We start from the raw sequence: 26,373 nt of genomic DNA, 5'->3' as shown, positions 1-26,373 counted from the left end.
GCGGCTTCACTCATGTTATCCGGTTTTACAGATAGACAACCTGATGGCTGCCATCGTGGACGAGGGGCGCTTCCACGAGCCGGTCGACAAGCGACAGACCGTATTTGTTTACGAACGGGATAATCGACAGCTTCCTCTCCTGCAATCCTCCTGCAGGATTCAGCGCCGCTTCCAGCCTCCACAGACGCCGCTTCCCGATATCTTCCCGCTGCTCCAGCGCCAGAACTAGCCGCCGCTCCAAAAAGTCTACCTGTTCCAATAGACGAGCCGCATTTTTCTCCGCCAACTGCTCCATTCCCGGCTCCAGGAGTGCAACCTCGCTGACGAGCGGCTGATACAGCTCCTGCATGGCGTCCCGGACATGCTGAAAGCGGTCCGTCAAGGGATGGGCTCCCCTGCTCGCTTCCCATTCCTCCTTCCACGCGGCAAACGAAGCCAGCGCCTTGTCGATGGGCAGGTCGAAATCTTTCAGCAAGCGGGCAATCGCCCCTTCAACCAGGGTGACGGAGACCCGCGGGAGCACGATCGGCAGCTGCTTGCCAAAAGCGGCAAACACCTCCTTGAAATACGCCCAGTAAGCAATCTCCCCCGCGCCAGCCACAAAAGCCAAGGTCGGGAAGAGATGCTCCTGCATCAGCGAGCGGGTGACTACATTGGAGCTGAATCGACAGGGATCTGTCTCGGCCAGCTCAATCATCTCCTCGCGGGTATACGTTCCCCGGCGGGTGACGAAGCGATCTCCGTGGCGAAGCAGCTGCAAACGATCCTTTCCTTCATACAGGAAGAGATTCGCCTCCTGTCCCCCCACCTCCAGCTGAAGCGGGTAGCCTGCACTCTCCAAACGGCCAGCCGCGTCGGCTACAAGCGCGCTGAGCTCCTCATTTCGCTGCAAAACTTGCGTAAAAACCGGCTTTTCCAGCTCTCTGACAAAAGGGAGAGAAGATTCGACCAGAATCAGGCCGTGCTTGCCAAACAAACTGGCCATCAGGCGGGCAAACCAATCGACGACGGTTTTTGACGATGCAGCAGCCTCTTCCACCCACCTGCGGATCGCCGCTGTCTCCTCCGTCTCTGTCAAATTGGCGAACAGCTTCTCCATGAATGCCTCGTACTCCGCACGTCCCAGCGGCACACTGCTGGCCGAAGGGCGTCCCGTACGCGGAAGGGAGATTTTCTCCTTATGCAGCTTTGTCTCTTGATCGGTGAGCCAGAATGTGTGGTCAATCTCATCGATGTCGTGATCCTCGCCGGCAATCCAGAACACAGGAACGACTTCTGCATTCAACTGTGCCGAAAGCTGCCTTGCAGCCTGAATCAGATGGACAGCCTTGTAAATCGTGTACAGCGGGCCAGTAAGGACACCAGCCTGCTGGCCGCCGATCACAACCATAGTACCCTGCTTTCGCAGCTTTTCGATCCCTTCCATCGCTCGCTGATGATTGCCGATCGCTTGATTGTAGGCAAGCAGCCCATCAGCTAGTTTGTCTCTGTGAGGAATCTCATTGTTTTCAAGCCATTCGAGCCGTTTCCGATACGATTCCATCTGGTACGGGGGATAGGTAAAAAAACGCAGCGCGTCGGCGTTTCCCAGCTGGTAATCATGAGCCAGCCGGTTGGCCAACGGCAGCGATACGCATTCAACATTCATAGAAGCTCACCTTTCTTACTCCATGTCACTGCAAATTATACCATGCCCCCCTCCCCCAAAAAAACAAGACAACCCGCCGTAATGGGTTGTCAAAGTGTAATTGCCATTGTATGCAATTAAAATTGCGGCGGAGTGACGGACCAGATCAGAACCGCTTCTTCCTCGCCCGTATTTTCGACACTGTGTGATTTGGTGCTGTCGAAAGTGATGCTGTCGCCGGCCTCCAGTACGTGCTCTTCATCGTTGAATCGCACGGTAACCGTTCCCTTCGTGACGACAAAGCACTCTTCTCCTTCGCCTTGCACGAATTTGTCCACTACCATTTCGCCTTTTTGCAGCTTTACTTCCAACATACCCAGTTTTGAGCTTCCCCCCGCAGACAATAACGCGTACGTCCCTGTTGACTCGGGAAAAACCATCTGTCTGCGCTTCGGCTTTCGCGTAACGTGGACCTGCTTCTGGTCGATGTCCTCGAAGAAATGGATGATCGAAGCCTCCAGAGCCTTCGTGATTTTCCACAGGGAATCAAGAGAAGGCTGAGAAATGCCGCGTTCGACCTGGCTGAGCAAGCCCTTGCTCAGTCCTGTTTTGTTCGCCATAATCTCCAGGGTAAAGCCACGCTCTTTCCGAATCATTCGAATCTTATGCCCAATCGATTCGATGGGAAGCCTCATAAATCCTACCTTCTTTCTTTATTGGTATATGTATCGGTGCCGCGAGTGTTTATACGTCGCCCATCGTCTTAAAGATCCCGGTTGTATACAGCACTACGTAGACCAGTCCAAACAGGAGGAAAGACAGTCTCCAAACCGAGAAGCTCGCCTTCAACAGCGACAGCTTACCTTTCAGCCTGATTTGAACCCAGCCGATGAGTCCAATGGCCGCGAGAAAAAATCCGGTAATCCACCACCACGCAGACAGCGCTTCCGGCCAAATTACGCTATACGCGACGACAACGGCACGAATGAGCAAAAAATTCGTGATATTTACAGCCCAGCGTCCGGCCAAACGCCGGTCCTTTTTCCACAGATACACCAAAAAGTACGCCAGTGGGAATCCAAGAAAAGGAAACGCGGTCAACGTCGCCCAAAAATAGGTCCACGTCGTTGAAAAAAACGACCAAAGCTTACCCAAAAAGGTCAATGGCGGCCTCTCCCTTCCCCTTCACCATGTCTGTCTTCAGAAGCACGGCGCGCAGCAATGTCTCATGCATCGGGACGGGTATTCCGGTTTCCCTCCCCTTTTGAACGAGATAACCGTTGATAGCGTTTACTTCCGTGTGATTCCGCCGCCGGATGTCTTGCAACATTGAGGAAATGTTACGGGAAGTATTTCGGCAAATTTTTACAACTTCCTGCCAATCTCGCTCTTCAATTTTTTCACCGCAGCGCTCCGCTACGGCCGCGGCTTCCCAAAACAGTTCTTTCATGAATGTCACGGTGTGCGGGGATTCAAGCAGCATGCCGTTTGGCATCTCGAACAGAGCTGTCAACGGGTTGATCAAGGCATTTGCCAGCAGCTTTCTCCAGGCGAATGGTTTTATCGTATCCTCATAAACGGCCTGAAAACCACAGCGGTTGGCAAGCTCTACGAACGCGTTGCAGATCGGATCGCGCTCATCCTGTTCCGTCCAAGGACCTATGCGCAAAAGTCCCGTTCCGGTATGCTCGACCTCTACAGGGGACAGCCGGCGCGCTCCTTCCGTATTGCTTGCAAAAAAACACTGACGGCTTTCAAGCACCTGTGTCAATTTCTCATAATGTCCCATGCCGTTCTGGAGGGCCAATACCCGCGATGCAGCAGAAAGGTGGCGAAGATCAGGCAGGATCGCATCAAGATCCGACTGTTTGACCGCCAGCAGGTAAAGGTCTCCTTGCGGCAAACCGTCTTCCATCGGGTTGCTTCGGATTGAAGCCTTCTGCACCGTTCCGTCGAGCTGGCGAAGGGTTACTCCTGCTTGCGTCAAGAGCTGCGCCTGCTCGCGGGTGCGGGTGACGAGTGTGACTGACTGCCCGCTCAGCAGCAACCTGGACGCATATAAAAGCCCTACAGAACCGCCGCCTATGACAACCAAATGGAGTGGTATCGACTGAAGCTGCATTTGTTCACCTACATTAATCAATACTTATTTCAAGAATACCAAAGTTGCTGGCAATGATCAATTATTCCTACGTAAAGAGATCGAAATTGTCAAAAAAATATTCACCTGCCGAAATAAAAAAGGCCATCCCTCTTGGGACGACCAGCGGGCGAAATGGTCACACCGGATAAACGGGGTGCTTTCGCTCTGAAAAAATCTGCTTCTTGTTCGCATAGACGTCAAATCTTGCAATCAGCTCCCGTCTCAGCTCTTCAGGAGGAATGATCGCGTCCACGATCAGATTGGAAGCGAGCAAATAGATGTCGATGTCTTCCTGGTACTCCTTCCGTTTTTGCATGATAAAGGCTTGCCGTTCCTGGGGATCTTCAATGGCTTGAATCTTGTTGCTGTAGACAGCATTCACCGCTGCTTCCGGCCCCATTACGGCTATTTGCGCTCCCGGCAGCGCGAGGCATGCATCTGGTTCAAAAGCAGAGCTGGCCATGGCATAAAGTCCTGCTCCGTAGGCCTTTCTCACGATAACCGAAATTTTCGGAACCGTCGCTTCCGCCATCGCGGATATCATTTTTGCTCCGTGGCGGATGATGCCGGCCCGCTCGACCGCCGTGCCGATCATGAAGCCCGGTACGTCCGCCAAAAACAGCAACGGGATTTGAAAGGCGTCGCACAGCGTGATGAACCTCGCCGCCTTGTCAGCCGAATCGACAAATAAGACGCCTCCCTTTACCCTCGGCTGATTCGCCACGATACCGATCGGCTTGCCATCGAGACGGGCAAGCCCCGTAATCAGTTCCTGCGCAAACAGCTTCTTCACCTCAAAAAACGAGCCTTCGTCGACCAACGCGTCGATCAGTTCATGCATGTTGAACGGAGCATTTTGATTCTCCGGGACGATCTCGCTGATTTTTTTCGCGTCTGGACGAGGCGACTTGGCGGCCCCAACCGGAGGCTTGGCCGTGTAGTCGGCAGGAAAGTAGCCGAGATAGCGGCGAGCGGCAGAAATCGCCTCTTCTTCATTGGCTGCCAGTACGTCTCCGCAGCCGCTGACAGAGCAGTGCATGCGGGCACCGCCGAGCTCTTCCAGTGTCACCTTTTCTCCGATCACCATCTCGGCCATCCGCGGGGACCCCAGATACATGCTGGCATTCTTGTCGACCATGATGACGATGTCGCAAAACGCCGGGATATAGGCGCCTCCGGCAGCGGAAGGTCCAAACAGGATGCAGATTTGCGGAATTTTGCCGGAGAGCTTTACCTGATTGTAAAAAATTCGACCTGCCCCCCGCCGGCCCGGGAACATTTCAAGCTGGTCCGTAATCCGTGCCCCGGCGGAATCGACCAGGTACAACAGCGGCACCCGCATTTTCTCCGCCGTTTCCTGAATGCGGATGATTTTCTCGACCGTCCGGGCACCCCAGGAGCCTGCTTTTACCGTAGAATCGTTCGCCATGACGCAGACCGTCTGTCCGTTTACTTTCCCGATAGCCGTAACGACTCCGTCTGCCGGCAGGTCGCCAGCCATAAAGTTGGCAAACAGGCCGTCCTCCACGTGAAATTCGTCGTCAAACAGAAGCTTCAAGCGATCACGGACAAACAGCTTGTTCTGCTCCTTCAGCTTGGCATGGTATTTTTCGTCTCCGCCCTTTTCCACCTGGGCGATGCGTTCTCTCAGCATGTCTTCTGCTTGTTTGCTCATGGGTGCCTACTACCTCCTCTTATTCGCCGCGATACACCGGCTTTCGCTTCTCTTTAAAGGCGTCGAGTCCCTCCTGCCGATCACGGGTAGGGATTAATACCTGATAGGCGTTGCTCTCCATGGCCAGCCCCGTAGCCAGGTCAGTCTCCAGACCGTAGTCGATCGCATACTTGGCCTGGGCCAAGGCGATCGGGGCATTTTCGGCAATCTCGCGGGCAAGCGACAGGGCAGCCGTCATGACTTGATCGGAAGCCGCCACCTTATTCACCAGTCCGATGGCAAGCGCTTCCCCGGCAGCTACGCGGCGGGCCGTAAAGATGAGCTCCTTTGCCACTCCTTTGCCGACCAGCCTGGGAAGCCGCTGTGTTCCGCCCGCGCCGGGAATGATCCCGAGGGACGTTTCCGTCAACCCCATCTGGGCTGTCTCGCTCATCACACGCAAATCACACGCGAGAGCCAGCTCCGTGCCGCCGCCAAGGGCAATGCCATTGATGGCTGCGATTACCGGCTTGGGAATCCGCTCCAGCTCGCTGAACGTGTCGCGGATTGTTCTGATGTAATGCTGTACCTGCAGATCAGTCATGGACCGCCTCTCCTTCAGGTCGGCCCCGGAGCAGAAAGCCCTGTCTCCCGCTCCGGTGACGATCAGCACACGCACGCTCCGATCCACGGCTGCCTCGGCAACCGTTTGCCGCATCGCGAGCAAAGTGTCCAGGTTGAGGCAGTTAAACACCTCAGGGCGGTTTATCGTCAATATCCCGATCAGTCCTTCTTTTTCATACAAGACAGTCATGCTTTGCCTCCTTCTGCCCGGGATTCGGGTTGTCTTCTGTGCGACTGGGCCAAGGCGGCCTGGAGCACCTTGGATGGCAGGGCGCGTCCCAAAAGCTGCTGGACATACGCTCCCGCCTCGACCAGCTTCTCCAGGCTGACCCCTGTCTCGTATCCCATCCCGTGCAGCATGTAAACAAGGTCTTCGCTCGAAATGTTTCCAGATGCCCCCGGCGCATATGGACAGCCGCCAAGCCCTCCGATCGAGCTGTCAAAGATCCGTATGCCCTCGTCCAGCGCTGCGGCGACATTTGCCAGACCAGTACCGCGGGTATCGTGAAAGTGACCGGCCAAGCGCTCAGTCGTAACATCTTTCACAAGCGCCGCAAAAACTTGATGAACCTGCAGGGGTGTAGCCACTCCTATCGTATCGCCAATCGAGACCTCATAGACCCCCATCGAAATCAGCTCATTCGTGACTTTGCGGGTGTTGTCCAGGGGAACCTCTCCCTCGTAGGGGCAGCCGAACACCGTCGACACATAGCCGCGGACACGCATGCCCAAGGCCAATGCTTCCCTGGCTGTCTCGCGAAGGACGGGAAAGGTCTCCTCGATCGACTTGTTAATGTTTTTCAAATTGTGCGTCTCCGATGCGGACATGAACAGGGCTACTTCGGTCAAGCCGCACTCCCGCGCCCGCTCCAGCCCTTTCAGGTTTGGAACAAGGGCGCTGTACCTCACGCGTGACTGGTGCGGAAGCGAGCGGCAAACCTCTCCCGCATCAGCCAGTTGGGGAATCCACTTCGGGTTTACGAAGGAGCTCGCTTCCACTCTTTGCAGTCCGGCTTCCGCCAGCATCTCGATCAGCCGGATTTTTTCCGGAGCGGAGAGCACTTTTTGTTCGTTCTGCAGTCCATCGCGCGGTCCGACCTCGACAATTTGTACCTGCATGGACGCTCCCCCTTTCCTAGCGGGCGCTCAGTTTAGAAGCAGCCCCATTCTATTCCAGTACGACGATCACATCTCCATCGTTGACAAAATCGCCGCTGTTGACTTTGATCTCGGCAACAACGCCGTCTGCTTCCGCCTGAACCGGCACTTCCATCTTCATTGATTCCAGTACGATCACATCTTGACCGGCTTTGACTTGATCGCCTTTTTGCACCAGGATGTTGATGACTGTTCCTGCCATCGTTGCTGCTACATTCTTCATTTTGCTCGCACTCCTTAGACTGATTTTTGTTTCCGTTCCTGGATGAAACGAGTGGTATAGGTTCCCCGGACGAACTGCTCGTCTTCGAGTACCTCCAGCAAGAATGGAATATTGGTTTTGATTCCGGTGAGGACAAATTGCTGCATTGCCGCTTTCGCCCGCTTGATCGCTTCGCTCCGGTCCGCTCCGGAAGCGATGACCTTGGCAATCATCGGATCGTAGAACGGAGTCACTTGTGTCCCTGTTTCCACACCGTCGTCGATCCGGACGCCCTCCAGCTGCGGCGGCTGATACAGCGTGATCGTTCCCGGCGAAGGCATAAACGTGACCGGGTCTTCTGCATAGACCCGCAGCTCTATCGCGTGCCGGATCGCCTTGATATCTTCCTGAGCAAATGAGAGTTTTTCTCCTCTCGCAATAGCCAACTGCATGGCGACCAGATCAAGTCCGGTCATTTCCTCCGTGACAGGGTGTTCTACCTGCAGGCGTGTATTCATTTCCAAAAAATAGAATTGTTTGTTTCCATCGACGATGAACTCTACTGTTCCGACACCGGTGTAGCCTACAGCACGTGCTGCCTGCACCGCTGCGCTGCAGAGCTTCTCTCTCGTATCGTCGTCCAAAAAGGGAGAAGGACTTTCCTCCAGTACCTTCTGATGTCTTCTTTGGATCGAGCACTCTCTCTCCAGAATATGCAGAACGTTTCCGTGAATGTCCCCGGCGATCTGCACTTCGATGTGACGTGGCTCATCGACATAGCGCTCAATGTACATCGCATCGTTGCCGAAGTACGCCTTTGCCCTGCCCTTTGCCGATTGATACGCTTGCCTCAGCTCGGCTTCGTCACGGCAAATCTGCATGCCGATCCCTCCGCCGCCAGCGCTCGCTTTCAGCATGACCGGATACCCGATCTCCGAAGCCAGCTGCGCCGCCTCGTCAGGAGACTGCGCGGGTTCCTTGCAGCCTGGTACGATCGGGACTCCTGCGTTGTGCATCACGTTTCGAGCCGTCAATTTATCTCCCATCTGGGCGATCACCTCTGGCGATGGACCGATGAAGAGCAGGCCTTCCTCCTGACAGCGGCGGGCAAACGCTGCATTTTCGGACAGCAATCCGTAACCCGGATGAACGGCATCCGCCCCTGTCTGTTTGGCCGCAGCGATGATGGCGTCTACATTGAGGTAACTGTGCGGTACCGGTGGCGGGCCGATATGTACGGCCTCGTCTGCTTCACGGACAAAGGGAAGATCTTTGTCTGCGTCTGAAAACACCGCTACCGTCCCCAGCCCCTGCTCCCGGCAGGTGCGAATAATCCGCCTGGCGATTTCCCCGCGATTGGCGATCAATACTTTTCGCATGGCAACGCTCCTCTCCAAGACCAATCGGCCGGCACCGTGAAACCGTTTGCAACTCGTCCGGACGATTGTCGAAATTGTTTTGCTTCTCTCTATTTTGCCATGAGATATGACATAGTTCTAGGTTGAAATTTAAATTTTTTCCATGGAGACGAAAACATTTTTTGCAAACAGATGGGACAAAAGGAGAAAATGCGCTCAGATGTAACCGATTTTGTGTATAATGATAAGTAATGTTATGGCAAGGCAAAGCGCGTGAGAGGAGTGGCTTACTCATGTTTGAGGTAAAACGTCTAAACATCAACTACAAGACTTTGGAGGAGTTTCAAAGATTCCGCGAATTTGGCCTGGAGGAGCTTTCGATGAAGGAAGACCTGGAGGCGAACATCGTGGAAAACGATTCCGAATCTCCTTTCTACGGCATCTATGACAATGATTTGCTGGTGGCGCGGATGAGCCTTTACAAAATCGACGGCAAGTACGATCGATACTTTGCCCCCGCTCAGGATTACTACGAGCTGTGGAAGCTGGAGGTCCTTCCGGATTATCGGGGCAAGGACTACGGTACTGCTCTGGTGAACCATGCCAAGAGCTTCGGTGCCCCGATCAAGACCAACTCCCGCTGTCGTGCGGATGAATTCTGGTTGAAGATGGGTTTTACTCCGGTCAAGTACAACCCGGTCCGTGACCGCGGCGAAAACCCTTATGTATGGCTCCCAGAGGGTGTCGGACTTCAAGACTGACGGGGTTTGAAAAACGAAAGAAGCGGCTATGCGGCCGCTTCTTTTTCATGATTCGCTGTCCCTTGCAGACTTTCGGGTCTATTTTTCCACCCTCTCCAAATTCCCGTTCTCGTCCATTTTGAAAATGGCTTTCACGGGCTCCTCTTCATTCAAGAAGGCCATTTTCCGTGCACGCTCCATGATTTGAACCAACGCTTTGTAATCCTCGTTGACTCCTTGGACCTGTTCCAAGTCTTTTTTCATCCTGTCGTGCGCTTCCTTCAACTCTTTTATCTCCAAAACCTTTCCTTCCAACTCTTGTTCAAGCTGCCGTACCTTTCGGACCAAATCCTTGTGATTCATCAGCATCCGAATCACTGCGTCAATCTGCTCCTCGGCTGAGCCGCTTGGCGAGAGCTGCTGGACCGGCGATTGCTGTTTTCTCAGAAGCTGTGCCTCTCCATTTACCTCTGTTTGGACAGAAGTAAGCCGTCCCATCTTTTTCAACTGCTGCCGCTGGTTTTTCGCTATCACGATCGCTGCGTCATATCTTTTGCGCACACAACTGTTCCAGCGAAATCCGCATGCGGCCGCCGTACGCCCAAGGCGTTGCCCTACTTCTTCAAAAGCAGCAAGCTGCGTCCCGCCCTCGCGAATATGGCGTAGGGTGACTTCCGCCAACACCAGATCGTCATCTTCAGTCCATGCGTCCTGTCTGGAAGCTACCATGTATGAAGTCCCTCCCGTTACCTTTAAAAGGATGATGTACTCCATCCTATGCTTTTTCCTACTCTGGTAGAATCGTTTTCTACTAGAAAAAGTATGTCCAAGCACACAATTGTTTAAACGGGAGCGGAGCTGGCGAGTTCCTATTCTCTATTTGCCTAAAAATTTCTCTACAAGACGCACGTGCTCGTCATTTCCCCATAGCTCGGCGCATTGGCTGACTTCCCGGCGCGTGCGTTCCGCCAGTGACAACCCTTTTCGCTTCCAGGCGAGCATGTCCATATATGCTTCGATGCTGGCCAAGGGACGGGCGGCGATTGCCGCGGCGAACTGTTCCGTCTCCTCGCGCAGGCGCTCAGGATGGCAGACGCGGTCCACCAGTCCGTAGCCTTTCGCTTCTTCGGCGCTGAGTCTTGCCCCTGTCAACAGGAGGGCCAGTGCTTTGGACTCCGGGAGCTTGTCCAGCAGCCGCGAGCCTCCGCCCCAGCCCGTCGTGATATGGAGCCCGATTTGCACAAAGCCCAGCACTGCGGTTTCACTGGCGAACCGAAAGTTGCAGGAAATCGCAAATTCACTGCCCCCGCCGAGCGCATGTCCATTGATCATGGCAATCGTAGGCTTTTTTGCAGTCTCCACTGCCTGGAGCACATCCGCCACCTTGCTGAGGATGGGCAGAGCCTGCTCCTTGCCGCGAGCAGCGATGAATTGCCTCACATCCCCGCCGGAGACGAAGCTCGCACCTTCCCCGGTGAAAATGATTACTTTGATTTCCTTATCCGCCGAAGCGTCCTCGATTGCCTGCTGCAGCTCTTCTGCCATTTCCAGACTGATCGCATTATGTACCTTTGGACGATGAAAAGTGATTGTCGCGATGCCGTCCCGTTTTTCTACCCGAATCGTTTCCACCCGGTCTCCACCCTTTCTCGCTCGTTTTCCCCATTGTAACCCCCTCTGAAAAAAGAGAAAAGAGAAGGGGGCTACCCTTCTCCTCGAATTAGGAAAGCAGGTTTTTCATAGCAGATTGATTGAAGCCGACGATCAGGTTCTCGCCGTCAGTCAAGATCGGACGTTTCAGCAATTGCGGTTCTTCGCTCAACATTTCCAAAAGCTCGCTCACAGACATATCGTTGATGTCCACATCCAGATTTTTGAATCGCTGACTGCGTGTAGACAGGATTTCATCCAACCCGTTCGTTGTCATTTTGATGATCTCCAGCAGTTCTTCTGATGTGGGCGGATTTTTAAACAAATGACGCTCTTCATAGTTCACTCCGTTTTCCGCCAGCCATGCCTTCGCCTTCCGACAGGAAGTACAGCTCGGATACGTGAAAAAAGTCAATTTTTGGGTACGTGTACGCTCTGCAACAGCCATCTTATAACCCTCCATCTCATCTATCGCATAATCAGCTATCTAAAAGTAAGCTAATAAAAAAACCTTTTCTACTTTGGATTATAAATGTGGTATTAACACTATGTCAATAGTATTAAATCTAAAAAATACGATTAGATATAACGGCAATCGACAGCGCTAAAACCCATCGGCTGCACACTCTTACCTTAACAATCGAAGAAAAATCGGATACACTTAATGTAATTTGTCAACGGAAAGGGGAGAACGGTATGGAATGCGATGCTCAGAAACTTACAAGCGCTTTGGCTGATTCTACCCGTTTTTCAATATACCAGTACGTTTCCAACAGCAGGGAGCCCGTTACCGTTCAAGACGTGGCCGAACACTTCTCGATCCATCCCAATGTAGCCCGTCTTCATCTGACCAAGCTTGAGGATGTCAATCTGCTCAGCTCAGCTTCTGACAAGAGCGGAAAAGGCGGGCGTCCCAGCCGTCTATATTCGCTTTCCGATCAGGTGGTCAGCCTGCAATTTCCTCCGCGAGATTACCGCCTCTTGGCGGACATAGCGATAGAAAGCATCCTTTCACTCGGCGAGGCCGGGGAAGCTGCGCTAACCAAGATGGGCTATCGGATGGGAACGGAAATGGCGAAACGCGCCTTGAAGGAGTTCCCTTTAGATGAAAACAAAGCTTCCTTTGAAGAAAAGCTGGAGCATATACACCGGCTGGTCGTCGCCCAAGGCTTGAAGCCTGACATCGAAGCGCTCCAGGACGGACGTTTGCGCTTTCGCGTATTCAATTGCACCTTTTCCGAAACGGCCAAGCGCTATCCTTCCTCTGTATGCAGGATGCATAACGCCTTGTTGACGGGAATATTTGAAACATACTTTGGGCAAATTGAGTTACGAGAAGACGAATCGATGCTGAGCGGCTGCCGCTCATGCAATTACACGGTAGTCCGCGTACCCGAGCTGGACTGCCAAATGTCGGTTGATTAGCTAAACCAGCAGCATTTACCAAGACAGTCAAAAAACCGTCATACCTTCCCGTTTACACGTCTCCTCCTGTCCTATATAATGGGGAAGGAATCTTGTAAATATTGCCGACTTGCTGCAAAAGGAGGGATTACAGATGGATCGTATGTATCGCGTACTGGGCTTCTGGACGATCGCAATCGCGCTGATGTCGTTCTGGGCTGGCTTGTACCCGATGGCCCTGTTGTTCTTCGGCCTGACCGCATTCTTTGTGGCGCTCAGCTACATGAATCTGACTGAGCGGGCATACTTGAACATCTTCTTCGGTTTTATGTTTGTCTCCTTCGTTGGGTTCACCTATTACACGTTCTTCGTGATGCCGGTAGGACCGCAAGAGCACTCCATGATGATTCAATCGTTTCTGTAAGAAAAAAGATGCTCACATCTGATGAGCATCTTTTTTTCTTGGCATCTTCACGCTGCCGTCATCTTTTCTCCCCGTACTTTTCTGCTGTTTGGAAACGAAACCCGTGACTTGTAACCTCCCCTTTTGCTTGCACCAGCACCCGGAACATCCCGCCCAAGCCCCCTGGGTAAATCAGCTGTTGGATTGCTCTGTTCCGTTTCATCGCCTGGCTGGTAAACGGATCTCTGTCCGTATGATTGACCGCTTTTTCCAGTATCCCGCTCCTGATCAGAAACTGATCCTGGCGCATATACGTGACCTTCTGAAATCCCTCCCGCTCCCCTGCGCGGATCAGCGCGGAGAAATTGACATGCGCCGTAATATCTTTGTCGCCGACATGCTCGTATGGATTATCATCGGCTTGGTGACGGCGGTAGCACATCAGCGTCCCCCGCTTTCTGCTCGGATGGTATAGCTCCTCCTGCAAGTCGCCGTAATCGATGGTCATCACGTATCCAGAACGGAGCAGCCGGGAGAGTTGTGCGAATGTCTCCTCGATTCCGAGATTGGCTTCCACCCGCATGCCTATGGGCAATCCATTGTCAATCTCGGTCAAGTAACGGGCCAGCGGAGGGATCGGGTCCCGATAGCACTCTGCCAATTGATCGCCGTTTTTGGTGACCCATACCTCTTGCCAGCCCTTCTGCGTTTTTTCAGCGATATGTACCGGAAAAGCATCCAGCCACTCATTGGAGAACACGACACCCTGCAGGCTCTCGGATGCTGCCGCTTGCTCGAGACTTTGATAGGTGCGGACGGGCAGCCCCCACTTCGACAGCGCCTGTTTCTGCAGCTCCCTGTGATACGGACTTGCTTCGATCAGGACGACCTGGATGGAATCGAACAAATGCGGAGAGCTCTCCTGCAATCGAGCAAGCATGCCGCTGCACAATGCCCCGGTCCCGCCACCGATCTCTATCAGAGCAGGCGAACGCCATTTTCCCGCGTCCCACATCTCTGCCACCGCGTCAGCCAAGGTCTCCGCAAAAACCGGGTGCACAGATGCACTTGTAAAGAAATCGCCTTCCTTTCCGATCTTTGGGCGGCTGTTTGTATAATAGCCCTCGCTTTCATCATACAACGCCAGCTCCATGAAGCGGACAAACGGGATTGCCCCCTCCGGATGGCTCTCTATTTCCTTGTAAATTCTGGATATTGTCGTCATCTTCACTTCTCCTGCTATCCAAATTCCGCCAACTAAGGCTATAATACGAAAAGAGATCATACAATGTGGTGAGAGCGTATTTGGCTAGTTGCTCCAATCACGCTACGAAACAAAAGGTGAAGAGATGCGTAAAATTTTGCTCGTGTTACTGCTGGCCGCGATTCCGCTTACCGCTTTTGCCCAGGAAGCGCCTCCTTTGGAACAATTGATCCTGCAGCAGCACTTTACACAAAAAGAACTGGAAAGAACCTTGGGCCTGATCAAACAGGAGGAAGGAAAGCTGAGCGGGGAAATAGCCCGTCTCGATCTGGACATGCAACGGCAAAAGGCAGTCATCGAAGCGATGAGGAGACATGCTGGTGAAGTCGCCAGAGCCTATTACATGGGAGAACGAGTGTCGTTTCTGACACTTCTGTTCGATGCCGAGAATTTCAACGATTTTCTGTTGATGTTTGAGTTCCTGCAGCTTCTCTATGAGCGGGATATCTCGCGCCTGGAAAAATTTCAGGCAGAACGCGCCAAGATGACAGCTCTGCAAGCAGACAAGCTGGAACGGTTGACGGCCCTGCAAGACCTGCGCAAGCAATACGAGCTGCAGCTGGCCGAAATGCTGGCCGTCCAGACGGAAAAAGAAAAAAACCTGCAAATGGTTGGAGATGCAACCAGCGTGCAATCGCTGATGGACCATTTGATCGTCGATTGGCAAAAACGCGGTCTGCCCGCCTTCCAAACCTTCTTTACCCAGTTGTCGACCGTCATGTTCCAAATTCCCGAGCTGGCGACACCGGAGAGAATCCAGTCGGAAGGGCTGTTCCTTCACACGCTGACGATCAATCAGAATGATTTCAACCAGTTTCTGATGAGTAAAAACGACCTGTTCAAACAGTCTCGTTTTCAATTTGAAAACAATCAGCTCATCGTTGAAGGTGAATACGATCACATGAAGCTTCGGCTCGTCGGATCATATGAGCTCGTTTCGCCGAAACAGTTGAAATTTAAGATCAATGAATTGTATTTCGACGGCTTTGCCCTGCCTTCCTCCACTGTTGAAGAGATGGAGAAGCAGTACGACCTCGGCTTTTATCCGGAATTGATCTCCCCGAACATTCAGGTGCAGGGGATCAGCATGATGGATGAAGAACTCCGTTTGCAGCTGAAGGTCAACTTCCCCTTTGGCTTCGGAAAAAAATAAATCCCCCTTGCACGCAAAAAAGGCCAGCTTCCTAGCTGGCCTTCGTCTGTTTATTCATCGAATTCAGATGCGTATCCATTTCCTTTTGCAGCCGGTTCAGGAAATCGGCCAGTTCCTTGCCAAGCACAGGCGGCTTCTGACCTTGCTCCATGGCTGAAACAGCGAGCGGTACAGGATAAATGACATAATGACGTTTTCCATTCTTCCGATAATAATGAACATAGGTTGTCGTCCATTCCGCTTTTTCCACTTTGGCTTCTCCTGATTCTCCTTTGTACAAGGTGAGCTTCAGGATCACTCCTACGTCTTTGTAATCCCGGCGTTGGGCGGAAATAAAATTGCCCAGTGAATAGGCAATAAATCCGGTGTGGGTACTCCCATCCTCCAGTGTCATCGTCTTCCATTCATACGGCTGCACGACATGGGGGTGCGCCCCTAGCACCAGGTCGGCTCCGAACTTGATGCACAGCTCGGCAGTCTCCCGCTGCTTGGCGTTTGGCATGCGCTGGTACTCGTTTCCAAAATGGAGCGCGACCGCGACCAGATCGACACCCGCTGCTCTTGCTTTCGCGATGTCTGCCTTGATCAGATCGGGATTGATCAAATTGACCAGGTAAGGCTTATCCTTTGGAATCGGAATGCCATTCGTCCCGTACGTGTACGAGAGCAGCGCCATCGTAAAGCCGTCTTTGTTCAAGATAAGCGGCTCATTGCGGCTTGCTTCGTCCCGAAACGTTCCGGTATGGAGCAAGCCGACCCGATCCAACTGATCGATTGTTCTCCGCACGCCCTTTTCTTTTCGGTCCATGGAATGGTTATTGGCTGTCGTCAGGGCGGTAAAACCGAGCTGTTTTAGCGTATCGGCCAAAGAATCCGGGGAATTGAACATCGGATAACCGGAATAGCGCAGCTCTTGCCCGGCGAGTGTCGTTTCCAGGTTGCCGATCAACCAGTCGGCTTCTTGAAAAATCGGTTTCACGTACGCAAATGACGGTGCAAAATTATAGGTTTTTTTATCCTGCAAAAGAGCGGCTTCCAGTTGTTCGTCATGCACCATGATGTCACCTACAGCCATTAGCGTAATGCGCTGCTCCGGAAAACGGGAAAGCGGTGCCGATAGTCCCGCTGCATGGTTGGTGCCGGACTCTTCCGTGGAGACATCTGCTGGCTCGTCTACAGGTTTGTCTGTTGGTTGGTCTGTTGGTTGGTCTGTTGGTTGGTCTGTTGGTTGGTCTGTTGGTTGGTCTGTTGGTTGGTCCGTTGGTTTGTCTGCAGGTGCCTCAGCAGGTAAGTCAGCCGGCTCTTGAGCCGCGGCGGAAGAGACAGGGGCTGCTGTGGTTTGATCGGTCTTTCCTGTCTGCGGGACACATCCAACTGTTCCCCAGCCAAGCGCAACGACGATCACCAGTGAACACCATTTTTTTCTCATGTGTCAGTAAACTCCTTTTGTTTTCCTGTCCTTCCACTCGCTTCCGTGGGGCGCTCTATCGAAGCATCCCCGTTACGTATGGATTGAAGGTTTTCTCTGCGTCGATCGTCGTTTTGGGGCCATGTCCCGGGTAGACGATCGTATCGTCATCCAGTTCAAACAATTTGTCTTGAATGCTGATCATCAGCGTCTCAAAGTCGCCGCCTGGCAAATCCGTTCTGCCGATGCTCTGGGCAAACAGCACGTCGCCGCCAAAACAATGTTTCCCTATGACAAACGAACAGCTTCCCGGGGAATGGCCCGGTGTATGCAGAACGCGGAGAGAAAAACCGGCAAGCTCCAGCATCTGTCCATCGGCCAATTCATATTCGGCTGGCTCACAAATAATCGGTTCCGGCAAATTCCAGCGGCTGGAACCATTCAGGTCGGGATTCGTCAACCATTCACTCTCCAAAGGATGGATGTAGACAGGCGCTTTTGTCAACGCTCTGACAGCATTCAAACCGCCGATATGGTCCAGATGGGCGTGGGTCAGCAGCACAGCCGCTACCTTTTTGCCTTCCAGTGCACGAAGAAGAGGTTCCGGTTCCATTCCCGGATCGATGACGATACATTCCTGTGTTTCCGGATGGGTCAGCACATACGCATTTGTCTGAAACGGTCCAAGCGCAAAGCTCTCGATTTTCATATTGGCCTCTTTCATGTGAAACCTCCTTATGAACTATGATACGATGAAAGAAAACGGCGTAAAGTGGAGTGATGACGATGAAACGAATGTTCGGTGTTGAAATGCAAGCCCCGGCCGGCAAGCTTCCCGGATTCTATGCTCAAGTCATACATAAAATCGGAGACAATGTCAATGTGTTTGACCGCGATGGACAGCTGCTCATCGTTGAAGGCGAGCATGATCGTCAAAAGCTGAACGAGCTGTTGACGAAAGCCTCGATGCTGGGAGAGGAATTCTCCCTTTGGCTTCTCCCTCCCGACACGGAAATCATTCACCTGGATGACATCGGGTTTGAAAGCCAGGAAGGCCATACTTACCTGTATGCAGATCGGGTCGCATTTTTTTCGCTTGATGTATCCGCAGGTGACGATCAGGATCAATGGGCGGCGCTGGAACAAATGAAGGAAGCCATCCTCGGGCGCATTCCCTCCACGCCGGCTGATCTGTACCTGATTGATCCTGCCCATGATCAGTTAATCGACGGAATTGCCCGGGCCTACAACATCTCTGTACTCTGGCAGGACAAAGACGTGTAAAAAACCATACGCTACCCGAAGGATGCACGCATGGCTGTTTGCGAACGTTGTATCCCATCTCTGTCAATCGCCAATCGTATCGAAACGAAAACCGATCACCTTGTCATCGTGAATGCTGAATAGCGCCTTGTACTTGCTTCCTTGAAGCGACACTTCCTGCCCGGGCTTCGCCTGGCCATACAGCTCCTGCAAGCGTTGGAAGCTGTCATAGACAGCCAATCCGCGATTCGTGGCAAATTGGGCGGCTTTTTCCGGAGGAACGCCTCCGACTGCGATCGATTTCAAGACACCTTGCTTCACCATGACTATCAGTTGGGTATCGTCGACCAGGAGCAATCCCATGACAACGGTACCGGCTCCGGAAGCCATTTGGTCCAACGTATAGCTCTCTCTCGTCACCGCATCCATAAAATCGGCCTTTGCCGGCTTCAGGACGTTCATCGCCTCTTTGACGTTTTGTCCCAAATAAATGCCGCGAATGCCGTATTCTTGCGGATTTTCCGGATCAAATGCGGCGGACAATCCTCCCTTTGCCGATTCAGCCGATCCGCACGCCTGAAGCAGAAAGACTGTCAGCAGGAAGCAAATTGCCAAAAGTCCGTACTTTCTTCTCATGCCTGCTTCTCCCTTTTTTTCTCAAAATTGCACAAGGCTATCTTATCGCAAGAGCTGTGCAAGGGGCAATAGAGCGTACGGCACTCGGGAAAGGGAAAAGGATGCCTCCTATTGCTTGGGGCCGCTCACCTTTTGCCGCGGCTTGTTGGGGATATGGTTTCCGTTCATATTATGCTTCCAGCACTCGAGAATTTTTAGGAGCGACGCAAAAAACGGAGAGCCGAAGACTGCGACGATTCCCCACATCCACGTACCCAACTGCCAGGAGTTCTCTACAAAAGCAGATGGGGCACCGACTAGAATCAAAGCCGGGTCTAGCCGGAGAAAACCAAAAATCAGACCGGCTGCGACAACAGAGATGAGCAAATTCAGGAATTTTTTGTAGTGGGAAAGCCGGGCAGCATGATTGTGATCCTCCAGCCTGTCTTCTTTTGCTTCGTAATCTGTATTTAGAAAAGGTACGACCGATTTGACAGCCTCTGTCACCCCTGCGGCCGCGCTGGAAACCGCCGTGATGTAAATCAAAAAAGAAATAGATGTATCCAGTGTAACCATGCTTCACTCCCCCCTTGCTTCATCTTTATGGGGAAAGAGACAACCATAGCACATTCGGATATTTTCACCAGCGACAATTTCAAGTAACATTTTTTTGTATGGATACGAAGATGGAAGGCGGTAATGCGAATGAACATTGCACATGCTTGGGATCATTACGATGTAGTCCGCAGTCTTACGCTTGCTACGCTGCAGGCAACGAAGGAAGAGCAGGCCGACATTGTGCCGGAAGGGTTTTCCAACAATATCCGCTGGAATATTGGCCACGTTTTATTTACCCAGGATGCTCTGCTCTACGGGGGAAAAGCTCCGCACCTCCCCGAATCTTATGCGGCCCTGTTCGGCCCCGGCACAAAACCTGCCGATTGGCAAGGGGAGCTTCCTACCCTGGAAACATTGAACCAACAATTGGCAGAGCAAACGGAACGGATTAAAAAAGAGTTTGCCGATCGCTTTGAAGAAAAGCTTCCCAGCCCGTTCAACCTTCGCGGAAAAGCCGAAATCGATACATTTGGGGGCATGTTTTTATTCAGCTTGTACCATGAAGGCATGCACGCAAGCACGGTTACATTGTTGAGAAAAGCTCTGCAAAATCAAGCTTAGCCGTTTGCCCGGGATACCGGGCTTTTTCTTTTGCCTGACAGGAAGTCAAAAAAAATACCACCCGAGAGGTGGCTAAGAGTTTATGGCAGGTCGACCTTGCTGAAATTAAGTATTTGATTGAATATTCAGAACTAAAATCACCACGGGCAGGCCCATTGTGGACCACCATTCAGACATACGCAATCCGGATGAGGTTTTGGCGCTTTGCAGCCAGCGCAAGCTTCCGAATTTGCCGTGACTGAAGAGGACAGCGTAAAAACCAGAGCTGCTCCGAGTAGAATACCAGCCAGTTTTTTCATTGTTTTCACCTCCTTATTTACTATATATTCACTATATTCCATATATTCCCTTTATCGAAAAAGCACTTTATTTGTCGATCGTTGTCTATCTTTTTACCAAAAGATTGCTGATCGCGTTTTTATCCATAAATCAAAACCGCTCCCAAATTGGGAGCGGCCGTGTCGAACCCGTTGCTATGGGGTAGTACCGATTATTCTCTTTAGCTCCTCAACCTCCGTAACAGAGTTTGTCTTACCTAAAGAGTACGGTGTCCGCCAGTTCGATTGATATCGAGAGCGTGATCATGACCATCCACGGTTCTTCGCCTCCTGGAAGGCTTTCGCCGATTTTGATTCATGGATCATCGGGTTCGACAATCCTAGTATGTCCGGATTCGCTTGCACTATGCACACTTACAGCAAGTCTGCCGCAAGCTGTGCCAGAACGCTGCGCTCCCCTTTTTCCAAGCGGATATGACCAGCCAGTTTCTGATCCTTAAACATCTCCACCACGTACGTAAGTCCATTGTTGCTCTCGTCCAGGTATGGATGGTCGATCTGCTCGGGATCTCCCATCAATACGATCTTCGACCCTTCCCCCACCCTAGTCAAAATGGTTTTCACTTCATGCTTTGTCAGGTTTTGCGCTTCATCAATGATAATGTACTGCTCCGGAATGGAACGCCCGCGGATATACGTCAGCGCTTCTACCTGAATGCTGCCCATCCCTGCCAATATTTTGTCAAGGTCACCGGAACGTTTTGTATTGAACAAATACTCCAAATTATCGTAAATCGGCTGCATCCAGGGACGAAGCTTCTCTTCCTTCTCACCGGGCAAATAGCCAATGTCTTTCCCCAACGGGACGATTGGCCTTGCTACAAGCAGCTTCTTGTATGTTTGCAAATCTTCAATTTGCAAAAGCCCCGCGGCCAAAGCCAGCAAGGTCTTCCCGGTACCCGCTTTTCCTGTCATCGTCACCAGCGGAATATCCTCTCGCAAGAGCAATTCGAAAGCCATCCGCTGCTGGACATTGCGGGCCCTGATTCCCCAGATCGGATCGTCGTCAGCGACCAGCATCTCCAGATTCTTTCCATCGATGTCAACCTTCCCGATAGCCGATATAGACGGATTCAACTCATCCTTCAGCACCAGGAACTGATGGGGATAAAAACGCTGCTGCGGAAAACAGGTGGAAAGTGACAACTTTCGGCTGCCGTAATAATTTTTGATGATTTCCGGGGCAACCTGCATTTTGTGATAACCACTGTAAATGTGGGAATACTCGCCGACGACGCGGTCCGAAAGAAAGTCCTCGGCAATCAGTCCAAGCGCATCAGCTTTCACTCGCATCAGGGCATCCTTCGAGACGAGTATGACAGGGCGTGGTTGAGGCAAGAGGTTTTCTTCTTCCTGCAAGTTAAGCGCTACCGCCAGAATGCGGTTGTCATTGGTCATTTCCGTAAATTGCTTTTGAAGCTTGGCAAGCGAGGAATGGTTCAATTCGACGCGCAATAGCGCACCCGTTTCCAAAAGGATGCCTTGATGCAGATGCCCCAATTCGCGAAAGCTGTCAAACAGCCGCGACACATAACGAGCGTTGCGGCCAATCTCGTCCATATAGCGCTTTTTGGAATCAATTTCTTCCAACACCACGGCGGGTATGACGATTTCGTTATCCGCAAAGGAAAACATCGCTCGTGGATCTTGCAGGAGTACGTTGGTGTCCAGCACGTAGATTTTCTTCAAAATCTCGCCTCCTAATACCCATCTGTTATACCCTATGCAATTGCGGGTGGGATGCTCAGTAGCCGCGACGTGATGTACTACAGTCTATGTCGGCAAGAGTGAAGATAGACGAGTCCCGCATGAAAAGGTGGACAGGAGAACAAAATACAGATAATCATGCATGACTTGTGTGGGAGCAACTTAAGAAGCGAAGGAGAATGACCGTGAAGCGGACAGCCGTACTTGTACTCAGTGTCAGCCTGCTGCTCTCCGCCTGCATGTCTGGCAACAAGCCTCCCGGGAATCAAGCAGCACCGCAGCCCGGGAAACGGGCAGATGAAACGCAGCGCGTACAGCAAACAGCACCGTCCCCTGGCTATAACCAATCGTCACAAGCTACTGCAGACCGGCTGGTCCAACTGGCCACCCGTGTACCAAACGTAAAGGATGCCACCGCTGTTGTATTGGGCAAATGGGCTGTTGTCGGCATCGACGTCAACGCCCACCTGGATCGCCCTGAAGTAGGGGTCATCAAATATACAGTGGCAGAAGCCTTGAAGGAAGATCCCCAAGGCGCCACTGCGCTCGTAACGGCCGATCCCGACATCGTTCAACGCTTGCGGGAAATGTCCACTGATATGCAAAAAGGCCGGCCCGTGGCGGGTATTGCGGAAGAATTGGCTGATATTGTCGGACGCATCATTCCCCAAGCCCCTCGCGATGTTCAAATGAAAGAGGAAGCGCCATCCAGAGAAAACGAACAACGCCTGAACAACAGCGGCAACGCAAAACCGGAAGGAAATCGCAAAATACCGGTCAACCGGCAGTAAAAAGCTCCTCAATAAAAAGGCATTCTCCCGGTTATGCCCCGGAGAATGCCTTGCTTTTGCTTTCAGATAAAGCGGCCTCTACACCTTCAAGCGCCTGTTCCAGGTCGCGGACGAGGTCGTCAGCGTCTTCCAGTCCGGCGGATAAGCGAATCAATCCGTCCGTTATACCGCGACGCTCTCTTTCTGCCGCTGGCATAGCGGCATGTGACATCATCGCCGGATACGACAGAATGGTTTCTACGGCTCCGAGACTGACCGCTACGATCGGAAGCGTAACCCGATCAAACAAAGCCTTCGCCCGCTCTCTGCTGCCCACATCAAAGGACAGCACGGCTCCGTGGCCGCTCGCCTGCCTCGATTGGAGCTGGTGGCCGGGATGACCCGCTAGTCCCGTATAATGTACCTTTGCAACGGAAGGATGATTTGCGAGCCATCGAGCGATCTTTTCCGCTGTTTGGGTGCTTACATCCAGTCTGGCTTTCAGCGATTTCAGCCCGCGCATCACCAGCCAGGAATCCTGCGCTCCGAGTACCGCTCCCATGCCGTTTTGGATAAAGTAAAGCTGTTCACCCAGCTCAGCATCCTTGGTAACAGCCAGCCCTGCAACGACATCGCTGTGGCCGCCGATGAACTTCGTCGCTGAGTGGATGACGATATCTGCTCCGAGTTCAAGCGGACGCTGGTAGTACGGGGTCAGAAACGTATTGTCGACAATGACTATGATATTCTTGGCCTTTGCGATATGGCAGACAGCTGCGATGTCTGTCACCTTCAACGTCGGATTAGAAGGTGTCTCCAGGTAGATCCCGCGAGTGCGAGGAGTGACGGCTCTCTCCACTGCCTCTACGCAGGTCGTATCCACGAACGTAACGTCAATATTCATGCGGGACAACACTTTGGTCAAAAAGCGATACGTTCCGCCGTAGACATCTTCTGCCACGACAACATGATCGCCCGCGGAAAACAGCATAAACACGCTGGAAATCGCGGCCATGCCGGAAGCAAATGCAAATCCCCGCGCACCGCCCTCCAGGACGGCAATCGCCTCTTCCAATGCATGCCGGGTCGGGTTGCCGGACCGCGCATAGTCGTATGCGCCCGGACGGTCCAAATCCGCTTGGTGAAACGTAGATGCCTGGTAAATCGGCGTGGATGCCGCACCGGTCACCGGATCGAAACAAGATGTCCCGTGAAGCAGTTTCGTGGCAAATTTCATCGTCTACACCCTTCCGCTACCAGACTTGCATCGAGAGCCTGTATCAAATCATGAATCAAATCATCCGGATGTTCAACTCCTACCGACAATCGCAGCAAACGATCACAGACCCCGACGTATTCTCGAATTTCTTGCGGAATGTCGGCATGAGTCTGTGTCGCCGGATACGTGCACAAAGACTCGACGCCTCCCAGACTCTCCGCAAAAGAGATGATGCGCAAGTTTTCCAAAAACGGCCCCACCTGAGCAGAGAAGCGAACGCGGAAGGACACCATGCCGCTGTAACCGGTCGCCTGTTTGCTCTGAATCTCGTAGCCGGGATGATCGTCCAATCCCGGATAGAATACATCGGTGACCGCCGGATGCTCCCGCAGTTCGCGCGCAACCTGGAGAGCATTGCTCTGATGTCGCTCCATACGCAAAGCGAGCGTCTTCATGCCTCTGACCAGCAGCCAGCAATCCTGTGGGCCGAGGGTTGCACCGATGGAATTGTGCAAAAACCGGACCTTTTCAGACAACTCAGCGCCTTTTGTCACAATCAGGCCAGCCAGCACGTCATTGTGGCCTCCAAGATATTTCGTCCCGCTATGGAGCACCAGATCTGCCCCCAGCTCCAGTGGACGCTGATAGTACGGCGTCATAAAGGTATTGTCCACGATGGTCAGCAAACCGCTTCGTTTGGCGATCCCGGCTACGCAAGCGATATCCGTTATTTGCATCAGCGGATTTGTCGGCGTCTCGATGAGAACGGCTTTTGTCTCCGGACGGATCGCGCCCGCAAATGCCTGAAGATCGCGCAGATCAACATAGCTGAACTGGAGCCCGTAGCGGGAAAGGACCTGCTCAAAAAGACGGTATGTCCCACCGTATAAATCAAGCGAAACGATCAAATGGTCGCCTTGAGAAAAAAGTCCCATGACTGTGTGAATCGCTGCCATCCCGGAAGCACAGGCAAAACCGGCATCACCGCACTCGGCCTCTGCGATCGCCTCCTCCAGCACCTTGCGTGTCGGATTGGCCGTACGGGTGTAATCGTATCCGGTACTTTGACCAAGAGACGGGTGGCGGTAAGCGGTCGCATAGTAAACCGGGAAGCTTACCGCGCCCGTGATCGTATCACGACCTACCCCCGCCTGTACCAGTTTCGTTTCCAGATGCATAGCAATCTCTCCCTCTGCTTTGATGTTGAGGGCATGAAAAAGCCCTCTTTTCTTTTGAAAAGAAGGCTTTGTTTACGTCGCCGCAAGCAAACCCTTCTCATCTTTCAGAGCATGATTTGCTCTGCAGGAATTAGCACCAGTATCGTCCTGTTAACAGGAAAATTGGTTGCCGGGCATCATCGGGCCAGTCCCTCCGCCTCTCTGGATAAGAAGTTTGCTATTCAATTTGTTGATCCTAATACTAACGGAAATATCGAGTGATTGTCAACAGATATTTCCTCTTCGTTTTCACCCGTTTTCTCTGTTACTCCGCTTTGCGCAGTGCTGTCATCACCTGATTGTCCAGCTTCGCCGCCGCATTTTTATCATATGTTTTTTCATACTGCGGTTCTACGGAGATACGGGAACCGTAGAACATGACATCACGCACCGCCTCAATGGTAACCTCCACCATCGCCAGCTTCAGGGGAACCTCCTCCATCCGCTCACTCTTCAATACAGCCCTTCCGTTAATGGCATAAGAAGAGCCAGCACCAATCAAATGCAGAACCACTTGTGGCTGCTTGGCGATATTGGTCAAGATGCGTGAACGGTTGTCTACCGCAAACCGGATGACTTGCGGCGATGCCGCAAACGTCCAGGAAAGCGAGCTGAGCGATGGCGCCCCAGACTCATGGTCAATGGTGCCCAATGTGATAAACCGCTCCTGCTGCAACAACCCGAACAGTTCCTCCGAAAGCGTTTGGGATACGGTCTCAGCCATTCCGAAGCCTCCTTGTGTAAGTTTTGTACGTCTATTGTACCCGCCAAGGAAGAGATAGGCAAACCTTTCCGGCATGCGCTTGATTCTTCCCCTTTTTTTCCCTACACTGTTACTTAACTGGTAACCATAGGAGACAGGAGGAGAAACCAGATGTCACAAAGCCCCACAGACCGCCTGTTGTCAAAGATTGACCAGCTCCTCGAAGAAATTCAGGAGGCACGCAAATTAAATGACCGGATGGACAAAATCGCCATGTTTTTAGAGGATATCCGTCTGGCAGATGTCATTCAAAATTATACAGCCCCGCGCAAGCTGCTTTGGATCAATTTCCTGGCAGGTCTGGCACGGGGCCTGGGACTGACGATCGGAACAGCCATCGTACTGGCCATTCTCGGTTCCGTCCTGAGCAAATTCCTCTCGATTCCCATCATCGGGGACTACATCAGCCAACTGATGGATTATGTCTCCACCTACCGTCAGCCCTAGTCAAATGGAATGATTGGCAAGCTGCCGGAGCAGAAAGAAGATTGCCATTCGCGGTCGCTCAAGAATG

Annotated in this window: 30 protein-coding genes and 1 riboswitch; of the genes, 8 read left to right on the top strand and 22 right to left on the bottom strand. The window is 52.4% G+C overall.

Features of this window, described 5'->3' with window-relative positions; translation table 11 throughout:
* Positions 1–25 precede the first annotated feature (25 nt).
* From bshC to V5G20_RS10855, 9 genes are all read right to left on the bottom strand, one after another.
* A complete protein-coding gene (gene bshC, locus V5G20_RS10895; RefSeq protein ID WP_251237670.1) occupies positions 26–1,648 on the bottom strand; it encodes a bacillithiol biosynthesis cysteine-adding enzyme BshC in 1,623 nt (540 codons plus the stop codon).
* Between the two features lie 116 nt (positions 1,649–1,764).
* Entirely contained in the window at positions 1,765–2,322 is a 558-nt protein-coding gene (locus V5G20_RS10890) for a helix-turn-helix domain-containing protein (protein WP_003386275.1), read from the bottom strand.
* 49 nt (positions 2,323–2,371) lie between these two features.
* A complete protein-coding gene (locus V5G20_RS10885) occupies positions 2,372–2,791 on the bottom strand; it encodes a DUF3397 domain-containing protein (protein ID WP_003386276.1) in 420 nt (139 codons plus the stop codon).
* Positions 2,775–3,749, bottom strand: a complete 975-nt coding sequence (locus V5G20_RS10880) for a ketopantoate reductase family protein (protein WP_171506295.1) — start codon at positions 3,747–3,749, stop codon at positions 2,775–2,777. The genes V5G20_RS10885 and V5G20_RS10880 overlap by 17 nt, the downstream gene beginning before the upstream one ends.
* Before the next feature lie 157 nt (positions 3,750–3,906).
* A complete protein-coding gene (locus V5G20_RS10875; protein WP_003386278.1) occupies positions 3,907–5,445 on the bottom strand; it encodes an acyl-CoA carboxylase subunit beta in 1,539 nt (512 codons plus the stop codon).
* A gap of 19 nt (positions 5,446–5,464) precedes the next feature.
* Positions 5,465–6,238, bottom strand: coding sequence for an enoyl-CoA hydratase-related protein (locus V5G20_RS10870; protein ID WP_003386279.1), 774 nt, complete (start codon positions 6,236–6,238; stop codon positions 5,465–5,467).
* The gene (locus V5G20_RS10865; RefSeq protein WP_003386281.1) at positions 6,235–7,167 is read right to left on the bottom strand and encodes a hydroxymethylglutaryl-CoA lyase; all 933 of its coding nucleotides are present in this window, start codon (positions 7,165–7,167) and stop codon (positions 6,235–6,237) included. Before V5G20_RS10865 ends, V5G20_RS10870 begins: the two co-directional genes overlap by 4 nt.
* A 49-nt stretch (positions 7,168–7,216) precedes the next feature.
* On the bottom strand, positions 7,217–7,429 hold the full coding sequence (locus tag V5G20_RS10860) for an acetyl-CoA carboxylase biotin carboxyl carrier protein subunit (protein ID WP_003386282.1): 213 nt from the start codon (positions 7,427–7,429) through the stop codon (positions 7,217–7,219).
* Positions 7,430–7,443: 14 nt separating this feature from the next.
* Complete coding sequence (locus V5G20_RS10855) at positions 7,444–8,787, bottom strand: acetyl-CoA carboxylase biotin carboxylase subunit (protein WP_024983990.1); 1,344 nt, start codon at positions 8,785–8,787, stop codon at positions 7,444–7,446.
* A gap of 272 nt (positions 8,788–9,059) precedes the next feature.
* On the opposite strand from V5G20_RS10855, the gene V5G20_RS10850 reads away from it, so the two are divergent.
* Complete coding sequence (locus V5G20_RS10850) at positions 9,060–9,527, top strand: N-acetyltransferase (RefSeq protein ID WP_003386284.1); 468 nt, start codon at positions 9,060–9,062, stop codon at positions 9,525–9,527.
* Between the two features lie 78 nt (positions 9,528–9,605).
* Here the strand turns inward: V5G20_RS10850 and V5G20_RS10845 are convergent, their stop codons facing one another.
* The 3 genes from V5G20_RS10845 to V5G20_RS10835 all read right to left on the bottom strand — a co-directional run bounded on the left by V5G20_RS10845 (position 9,606) and on the right by V5G20_RS10835 (position 11,604).
* A complete protein-coding gene (locus tag V5G20_RS10845; protein WP_003386285.1) occupies positions 9,606–10,235 on the bottom strand; it encodes an RsfA family transcriptional regulator in 630 nt (209 codons plus the stop codon).
* A 147-nt stretch (positions 10,236–10,382) separates the two neighbouring features.
* Entirely contained in the window at positions 10,383–11,138 is a 756-nt protein-coding gene (locus tag V5G20_RS10840) for an enoyl-CoA hydratase/isomerase family protein (RefSeq protein WP_003386286.1), read from the bottom strand.
* An 88-nt stretch (positions 11,139–11,226) separates the two neighbouring features.
* Positions 11,227–11,604, bottom strand: a complete 378-nt coding sequence (locus V5G20_RS10835; protein ID WP_003386287.1) for a Spx/MgsR family RNA polymerase-binding regulatory protein — start codon at positions 11,602–11,604, stop codon at positions 11,227–11,229.
* A gap of 248 nt (positions 11,605–11,852) precedes the next feature.
* Between V5G20_RS10835 and V5G20_RS10830 the strand changes: the two genes are divergently transcribed.
* Complete coding sequence (locus V5G20_RS10830) at positions 11,853–12,581, top strand: helix-turn-helix transcriptional regulator (RefSeq protein WP_024983993.1); 729 nt, start codon at positions 11,853–11,855, stop codon at positions 12,579–12,581.
* A 133-nt stretch (positions 12,582–12,714) separates the two neighbouring features.
* A complete protein-coding gene (locus V5G20_RS10825) occupies positions 12,715–12,984 on the top strand; it encodes a DUF2626 domain-containing protein (RefSeq protein WP_003386289.1) in 270 nt (89 codons plus the stop codon).
* Positions 12,985–13,042: 58 nt separating this feature from the next.
* On the opposite strand, the gene V5G20_RS10820 is transcribed toward V5G20_RS10825, so the two are convergent.
* On the bottom strand, positions 13,043–14,188 hold the full coding sequence (locus V5G20_RS10820; RefSeq protein WP_338463402.1) for a class I SAM-dependent methyltransferase: 1,146 nt from the start codon (positions 14,186–14,188) through the stop codon (positions 13,043–13,045).
* A 124-nt stretch (positions 14,189–14,312) separates the two neighbouring features.
* Here V5G20_RS10820 and V5G20_RS10815 point away from each other — a divergent pair, with 124 nt between their 5' ends.
* Positions 14,313–15,380 (top strand): coiled-coil domain-containing protein, encoded by a 1,068-nt coding sequence (locus V5G20_RS10815; protein WP_003386291.1) that lies wholly within the window; start codon positions 14,313–14,315, stop codon positions 15,378–15,380.
* A gap of 31 nt (positions 15,381–15,411) precedes the next feature.
* On the opposite strand, the gene V5G20_RS10810 is transcribed toward V5G20_RS10815, so the two are convergent.
* Together V5G20_RS10810 and V5G20_RS10805 are read right to left on the bottom strand one after the other, a co-directional pair.
* Complete coding sequence (locus V5G20_RS10810) at positions 15,412–16,809, bottom strand: CapA family protein (RefSeq protein ID WP_338463401.1); 1,398 nt, start codon at positions 16,807–16,809, stop codon at positions 15,412–15,414.
* A gap of 55 nt (positions 16,810–16,864) precedes the next feature.
* Positions 16,865–17,512 carry an MBL fold metallo-hydrolase gene (locus V5G20_RS10805; RefSeq protein WP_338463400.1) on the bottom strand — a complete coding sequence of 216 codons (648 nt, stop codon included), beginning with the start codon at positions 17,510–17,512 and terminating at the stop codon, positions 16,865–16,867.
* 62 nt (positions 17,513–17,574) lie between these two features.
* Here V5G20_RS10805 and V5G20_RS10800 point away from each other — a divergent pair, with 62 nt between their 5' ends.
* Complete coding sequence (locus tag V5G20_RS10800) at positions 17,575–18,072, top strand: hypothetical protein (protein ID WP_122958249.1); 498 nt, start codon at positions 17,575–17,577, stop codon at positions 18,070–18,072.
* Between the two features lie 63 nt (positions 18,073–18,135).
* Here V5G20_RS10800 and V5G20_RS10795 read toward each other — a convergent pair whose 3' ends face one another.
* Both V5G20_RS10795 and V5G20_RS10790 read right to left on the bottom strand, forming a co-directional pair.
* Complete coding sequence (locus V5G20_RS10795) at positions 18,136–18,687, bottom strand: hypothetical protein (protein ID WP_243015022.1); 552 nt, start codon at positions 18,685–18,687, stop codon at positions 18,136–18,138.
* A gap of 108 nt (positions 18,688–18,795) precedes the next feature.
* Positions 18,796–19,242, bottom strand: a complete 447-nt coding sequence (locus V5G20_RS10790) for a hypothetical protein (RefSeq protein ID WP_003386298.1) — start codon at positions 19,240–19,242, stop codon at positions 18,796–18,798.
* A 129-nt stretch (positions 19,243–19,371) separates the two neighbouring features.
* Between V5G20_RS10790 and V5G20_RS10785 the strand changes: the two genes are divergently transcribed.
* Positions 19,372–19,845 (top strand): DinB family protein, encoded by a 474-nt coding sequence (locus tag V5G20_RS10785; RefSeq protein ID WP_003386299.1) that lies wholly within the window; start codon positions 19,372–19,374, stop codon positions 19,843–19,845.
* Between the two features lie 137 nt (positions 19,846–19,982).
* Here the strand turns inward: V5G20_RS10785 and V5G20_RS10780 are convergent, their stop codons facing one another.
* Entirely contained in the window at positions 19,983–20,144 is a 162-nt protein-coding gene (locus V5G20_RS10780; protein WP_338463399.1) for a hypothetical protein, read from the bottom strand.
* Positions 20,145–20,537: 393 nt separating this feature from the next.
* Positions 20,538–21,872, bottom strand: coding sequence for a PhoH family protein (locus V5G20_RS10775; RefSeq protein ID WP_003386300.1), 1,335 nt, complete (start codon positions 21,870–21,872; stop codon positions 20,538–20,540).
* Positions 21,873–22,069: 197 nt separating this feature from the next.
* Here V5G20_RS10775 and V5G20_RS10770 point away from each other — a divergent pair, with 197 nt between their 5' ends.
* Positions 22,070–22,681, top strand: a complete 612-nt coding sequence (locus V5G20_RS10770; RefSeq protein ID WP_003386301.1) for a YhcN/YlaJ family sporulation lipoprotein — start codon at positions 22,070–22,072, stop codon at positions 22,679–22,681.
* Between the two features lie 31 nt (positions 22,682–22,712).
* Here the strand turns inward: V5G20_RS10770 and V5G20_RS10765 are convergent, their stop codons facing one another.
* From V5G20_RS10765 to V5G20_RS10755, 3 genes are all read right to left on the bottom strand, one after another.
* Entirely contained in the window at positions 22,713–23,897 is a 1,185-nt protein-coding gene (locus tag V5G20_RS10765) for a trans-sulfuration enzyme family protein (protein ID WP_031932802.1), read from the bottom strand.
* Complete coding sequence (locus V5G20_RS10760) at positions 23,894–25,057, bottom strand: aminotransferase class I/II-fold pyridoxal phosphate-dependent enzyme (RefSeq protein ID WP_338463398.1); 1,164 nt, start codon at positions 25,055–25,057, stop codon at positions 23,894–23,896. The genes V5G20_RS10765 and V5G20_RS10760 overlap by 4 nt, the downstream gene beginning before the upstream one ends.
* A 94-nt stretch (positions 25,058–25,151) precedes the next feature.
* A riboswitch (SAM riboswitch) is annotated at positions 25,152–25,269 on the bottom strand.
* A gap of 92 nt (positions 25,270–25,361) precedes the next feature.
* Positions 25,362–25,820: a pyridoxamine 5'-phosphate oxidase family protein gene (locus V5G20_RS10755; protein WP_024984000.1), complete on the bottom strand. Its 459-nt coding sequence runs from the start codon at positions 25,818–25,820 to the stop codon at positions 25,362–25,364.
* A 150-nt stretch (positions 25,821–25,970) separates the two neighbouring features.
* Between V5G20_RS10755 and V5G20_RS10750 the strand changes: the two genes are divergently transcribed.
* Positions 25,971–26,306, top strand: a complete 336-nt coding sequence (locus tag V5G20_RS10750; RefSeq protein WP_003386306.1) for a DUF5665 domain-containing protein — start codon at positions 25,971–25,973, stop codon at positions 26,304–26,306.
* The last annotated feature ends 67 nt before the right edge of the window (positions 26,307–26,373 follow it).

The organism is Brevibacillus borstelensis (assembly GCF_036700025.1).
In the GTDB taxonomy this organism is placed as follows: Bacteria; Bacillota; Bacilli; order Brevibacillales; family Brevibacillaceae; genus Brevibacillus; species Brevibacillus borstelensis.
The sequence above is the reverse complement of the archived record's forward strand: the minus strand, read 5'-3'. Positions and strand labels throughout refer to the sequence as shown.

What these genes read in the sequence shown, in the direction of transcription:
- V5G20_RS10795 (WP_243015022.1), bottom strand. Translation starts at nt 18,687, where the DNA reads ATGAGAAGAAAGTACGGACTTTTGGCAATTTGCTTCCTGCTGACAGTC.
- V5G20_RS10755 (WP_024984000.1), bottom strand. Translation starts at nt 25,820, where the DNA reads ATGGCTGAGACCGTATCCCAAACGCTTTCGGAGGAACTGTTCGGGTTG.
- V5G20_RS10815 (WP_003386291.1), top strand. Translation starts at nt 14,313, where the DNA reads ATGCGTAAAATTTTGCTCGTGTTACTGCTGGCCGCGATTCCGCTTACC.
- V5G20_RS10825 (WP_003386289.1), top strand. Translation starts at nt 12,715, where the DNA reads ATGGATCGTATGTATCGCGTACTGGGCTTCTGGACGATCGCAATCGCG.
- V5G20_RS10890 (WP_003386275.1), bottom strand. Translation starts at nt 2,322, where the DNA reads ATGAGGCTTCCCATCGAATCGATTGGGCATAAGATTCGAATGATTCGG.
- V5G20_RS10830 (WP_024983993.1), top strand. Translation starts at nt 11,853, where the DNA reads ATGGAATGCGATGCTCAGAAACTTACAAGCGCTTTGGCTGATTCTACC.
- V5G20_RS10800 (WP_122958249.1), top strand. Translation starts at nt 17,575, where the DNA reads ATGAAACGAATGTTCGGTGTTGAAATGCAAGCCCCGGCCGGCAAGCTT.
- V5G20_RS10785 (WP_003386299.1), top strand. Translation starts at nt 19,372, where the DNA reads ATGAACATTGCACATGCTTGGGATCATTACGATGTAGTCCGCAGTCTT.
- V5G20_RS10765 (WP_031932802.1), bottom strand. Translation starts at nt 23,897, where the DNA reads ATGAAATTTGCCACGAAACTGCTTCACGGGACATCTTGTTTCGATCCG.
- V5G20_RS10780 (WP_338463399.1), bottom strand. Translation starts at nt 20,144, where the DNA reads ATGAAAAAACTGGCTGGTATTCTACTCGGAGCAGCTCTGGTTTTTACG.
- V5G20_RS10770 (WP_003386301.1), top strand. Translation starts at nt 22,070, where the DNA reads ATGACCGTGAAGCGGACAGCCGTACTTGTACTCAGTGTCAGCCTGCTG.
- V5G20_RS10875 (WP_003386278.1), bottom strand. Translation starts at nt 5,445, where the DNA reads ATGAGCAAACAAGCAGAAGACATGCTGAGAGAACGCATCGCCCAGGTG.
- V5G20_RS10760 (WP_338463398.1), bottom strand. Translation starts at nt 25,057, where the DNA reads ATGCATCTGGAAACGAAACTGGTACAGGCGGGGGTAGGTCGTGATACG.
- V5G20_RS10855 (WP_024983990.1), bottom strand. Translation starts at nt 8,787, where the DNA reads ATGCGAAAAGTATTGATCGCCAATCGCGGGGAAATCGCCAGGCGGATT.
- V5G20_RS10835 (WP_003386287.1), bottom strand. Translation starts at nt 11,604, where the DNA reads ATGGCTGTTGCAGAGCGTACACGTACCCAAAAATTGACTTTTTTCACG.
- V5G20_RS10880 (WP_171506295.1), bottom strand. Translation starts at nt 3,749, where the DNA reads ATGCAGCTTCAGTCGATACCACTCCATTTGGTTGTCATAGGCGGCGGT.
- V5G20_RS10850 (WP_003386284.1), top strand. Translation starts at nt 9,060, where the DNA reads ATGTTTGAGGTAAAACGTCTAAACATCAACTACAAGACTTTGGAGGAG.
- V5G20_RS10750 (WP_003386306.1), top strand. Translation starts at nt 25,971, where the DNA reads ATGTCACAAAGCCCCACAGACCGCCTGTTGTCAAAGATTGACCAGCTC.
- V5G20_RS10860 (WP_003386282.1), bottom strand. Translation starts at nt 7,429, where the DNA reads ATGAAGAATGTAGCAGCAACGATGGCAGGAACAGTCATCAACATCCTG.
- V5G20_RS10790 (WP_003386298.1), bottom strand. Translation starts at nt 19,242, where the DNA reads ATGGTTACACTGGATACATCTATTTCTTTTTTGATTTACATCACGGCG.
- V5G20_RS10805 (WP_338463400.1), bottom strand. Translation starts at nt 17,512, where the DNA reads ATGAAAGAGGCCAATATGAAAATCGAGAGCTTTGCGCTTGGACCGTTT.
- V5G20_RS10870 (WP_003386279.1), bottom strand. Translation starts at nt 6,238, where the DNA reads ATGACTGTCTTGTATGAAAAAGAAGGACTGATCGGGATATTGACGATA.
- V5G20_RS10810 (WP_338463401.1), bottom strand. Translation starts at nt 16,809, where the DNA reads ATGAGAAAAAAATGGTGTTCACTGGTGATCGTCGTTGCGCTTGGCTGG.
- V5G20_RS10845 (WP_003386285.1), bottom strand. Translation starts at nt 10,235, where the DNA reads ATGGTAGCTTCCAGACAGGACGCATGGACTGAAGATGACGATCTGGTG.
- bshC (WP_251237670.1), bottom strand. Translation starts at nt 1,648, where the DNA reads ATGAATGTTGAATGCGTATCGCTGCCGTTGGCCAACCGGCTGGCTCAT.
- V5G20_RS10865 (WP_003386281.1), bottom strand. Translation starts at nt 7,167, where the DNA reads ATGCAGGTACAAATTGTCGAGGTCGGACCGCGCGATGGACTGCAGAAC.
- V5G20_RS10820 (WP_338463402.1), bottom strand. Translation starts at nt 14,188, where the DNA reads ATGACGACAATATCCAGAATTTACAAGGAAATAGAGAGCCATCCGGAG.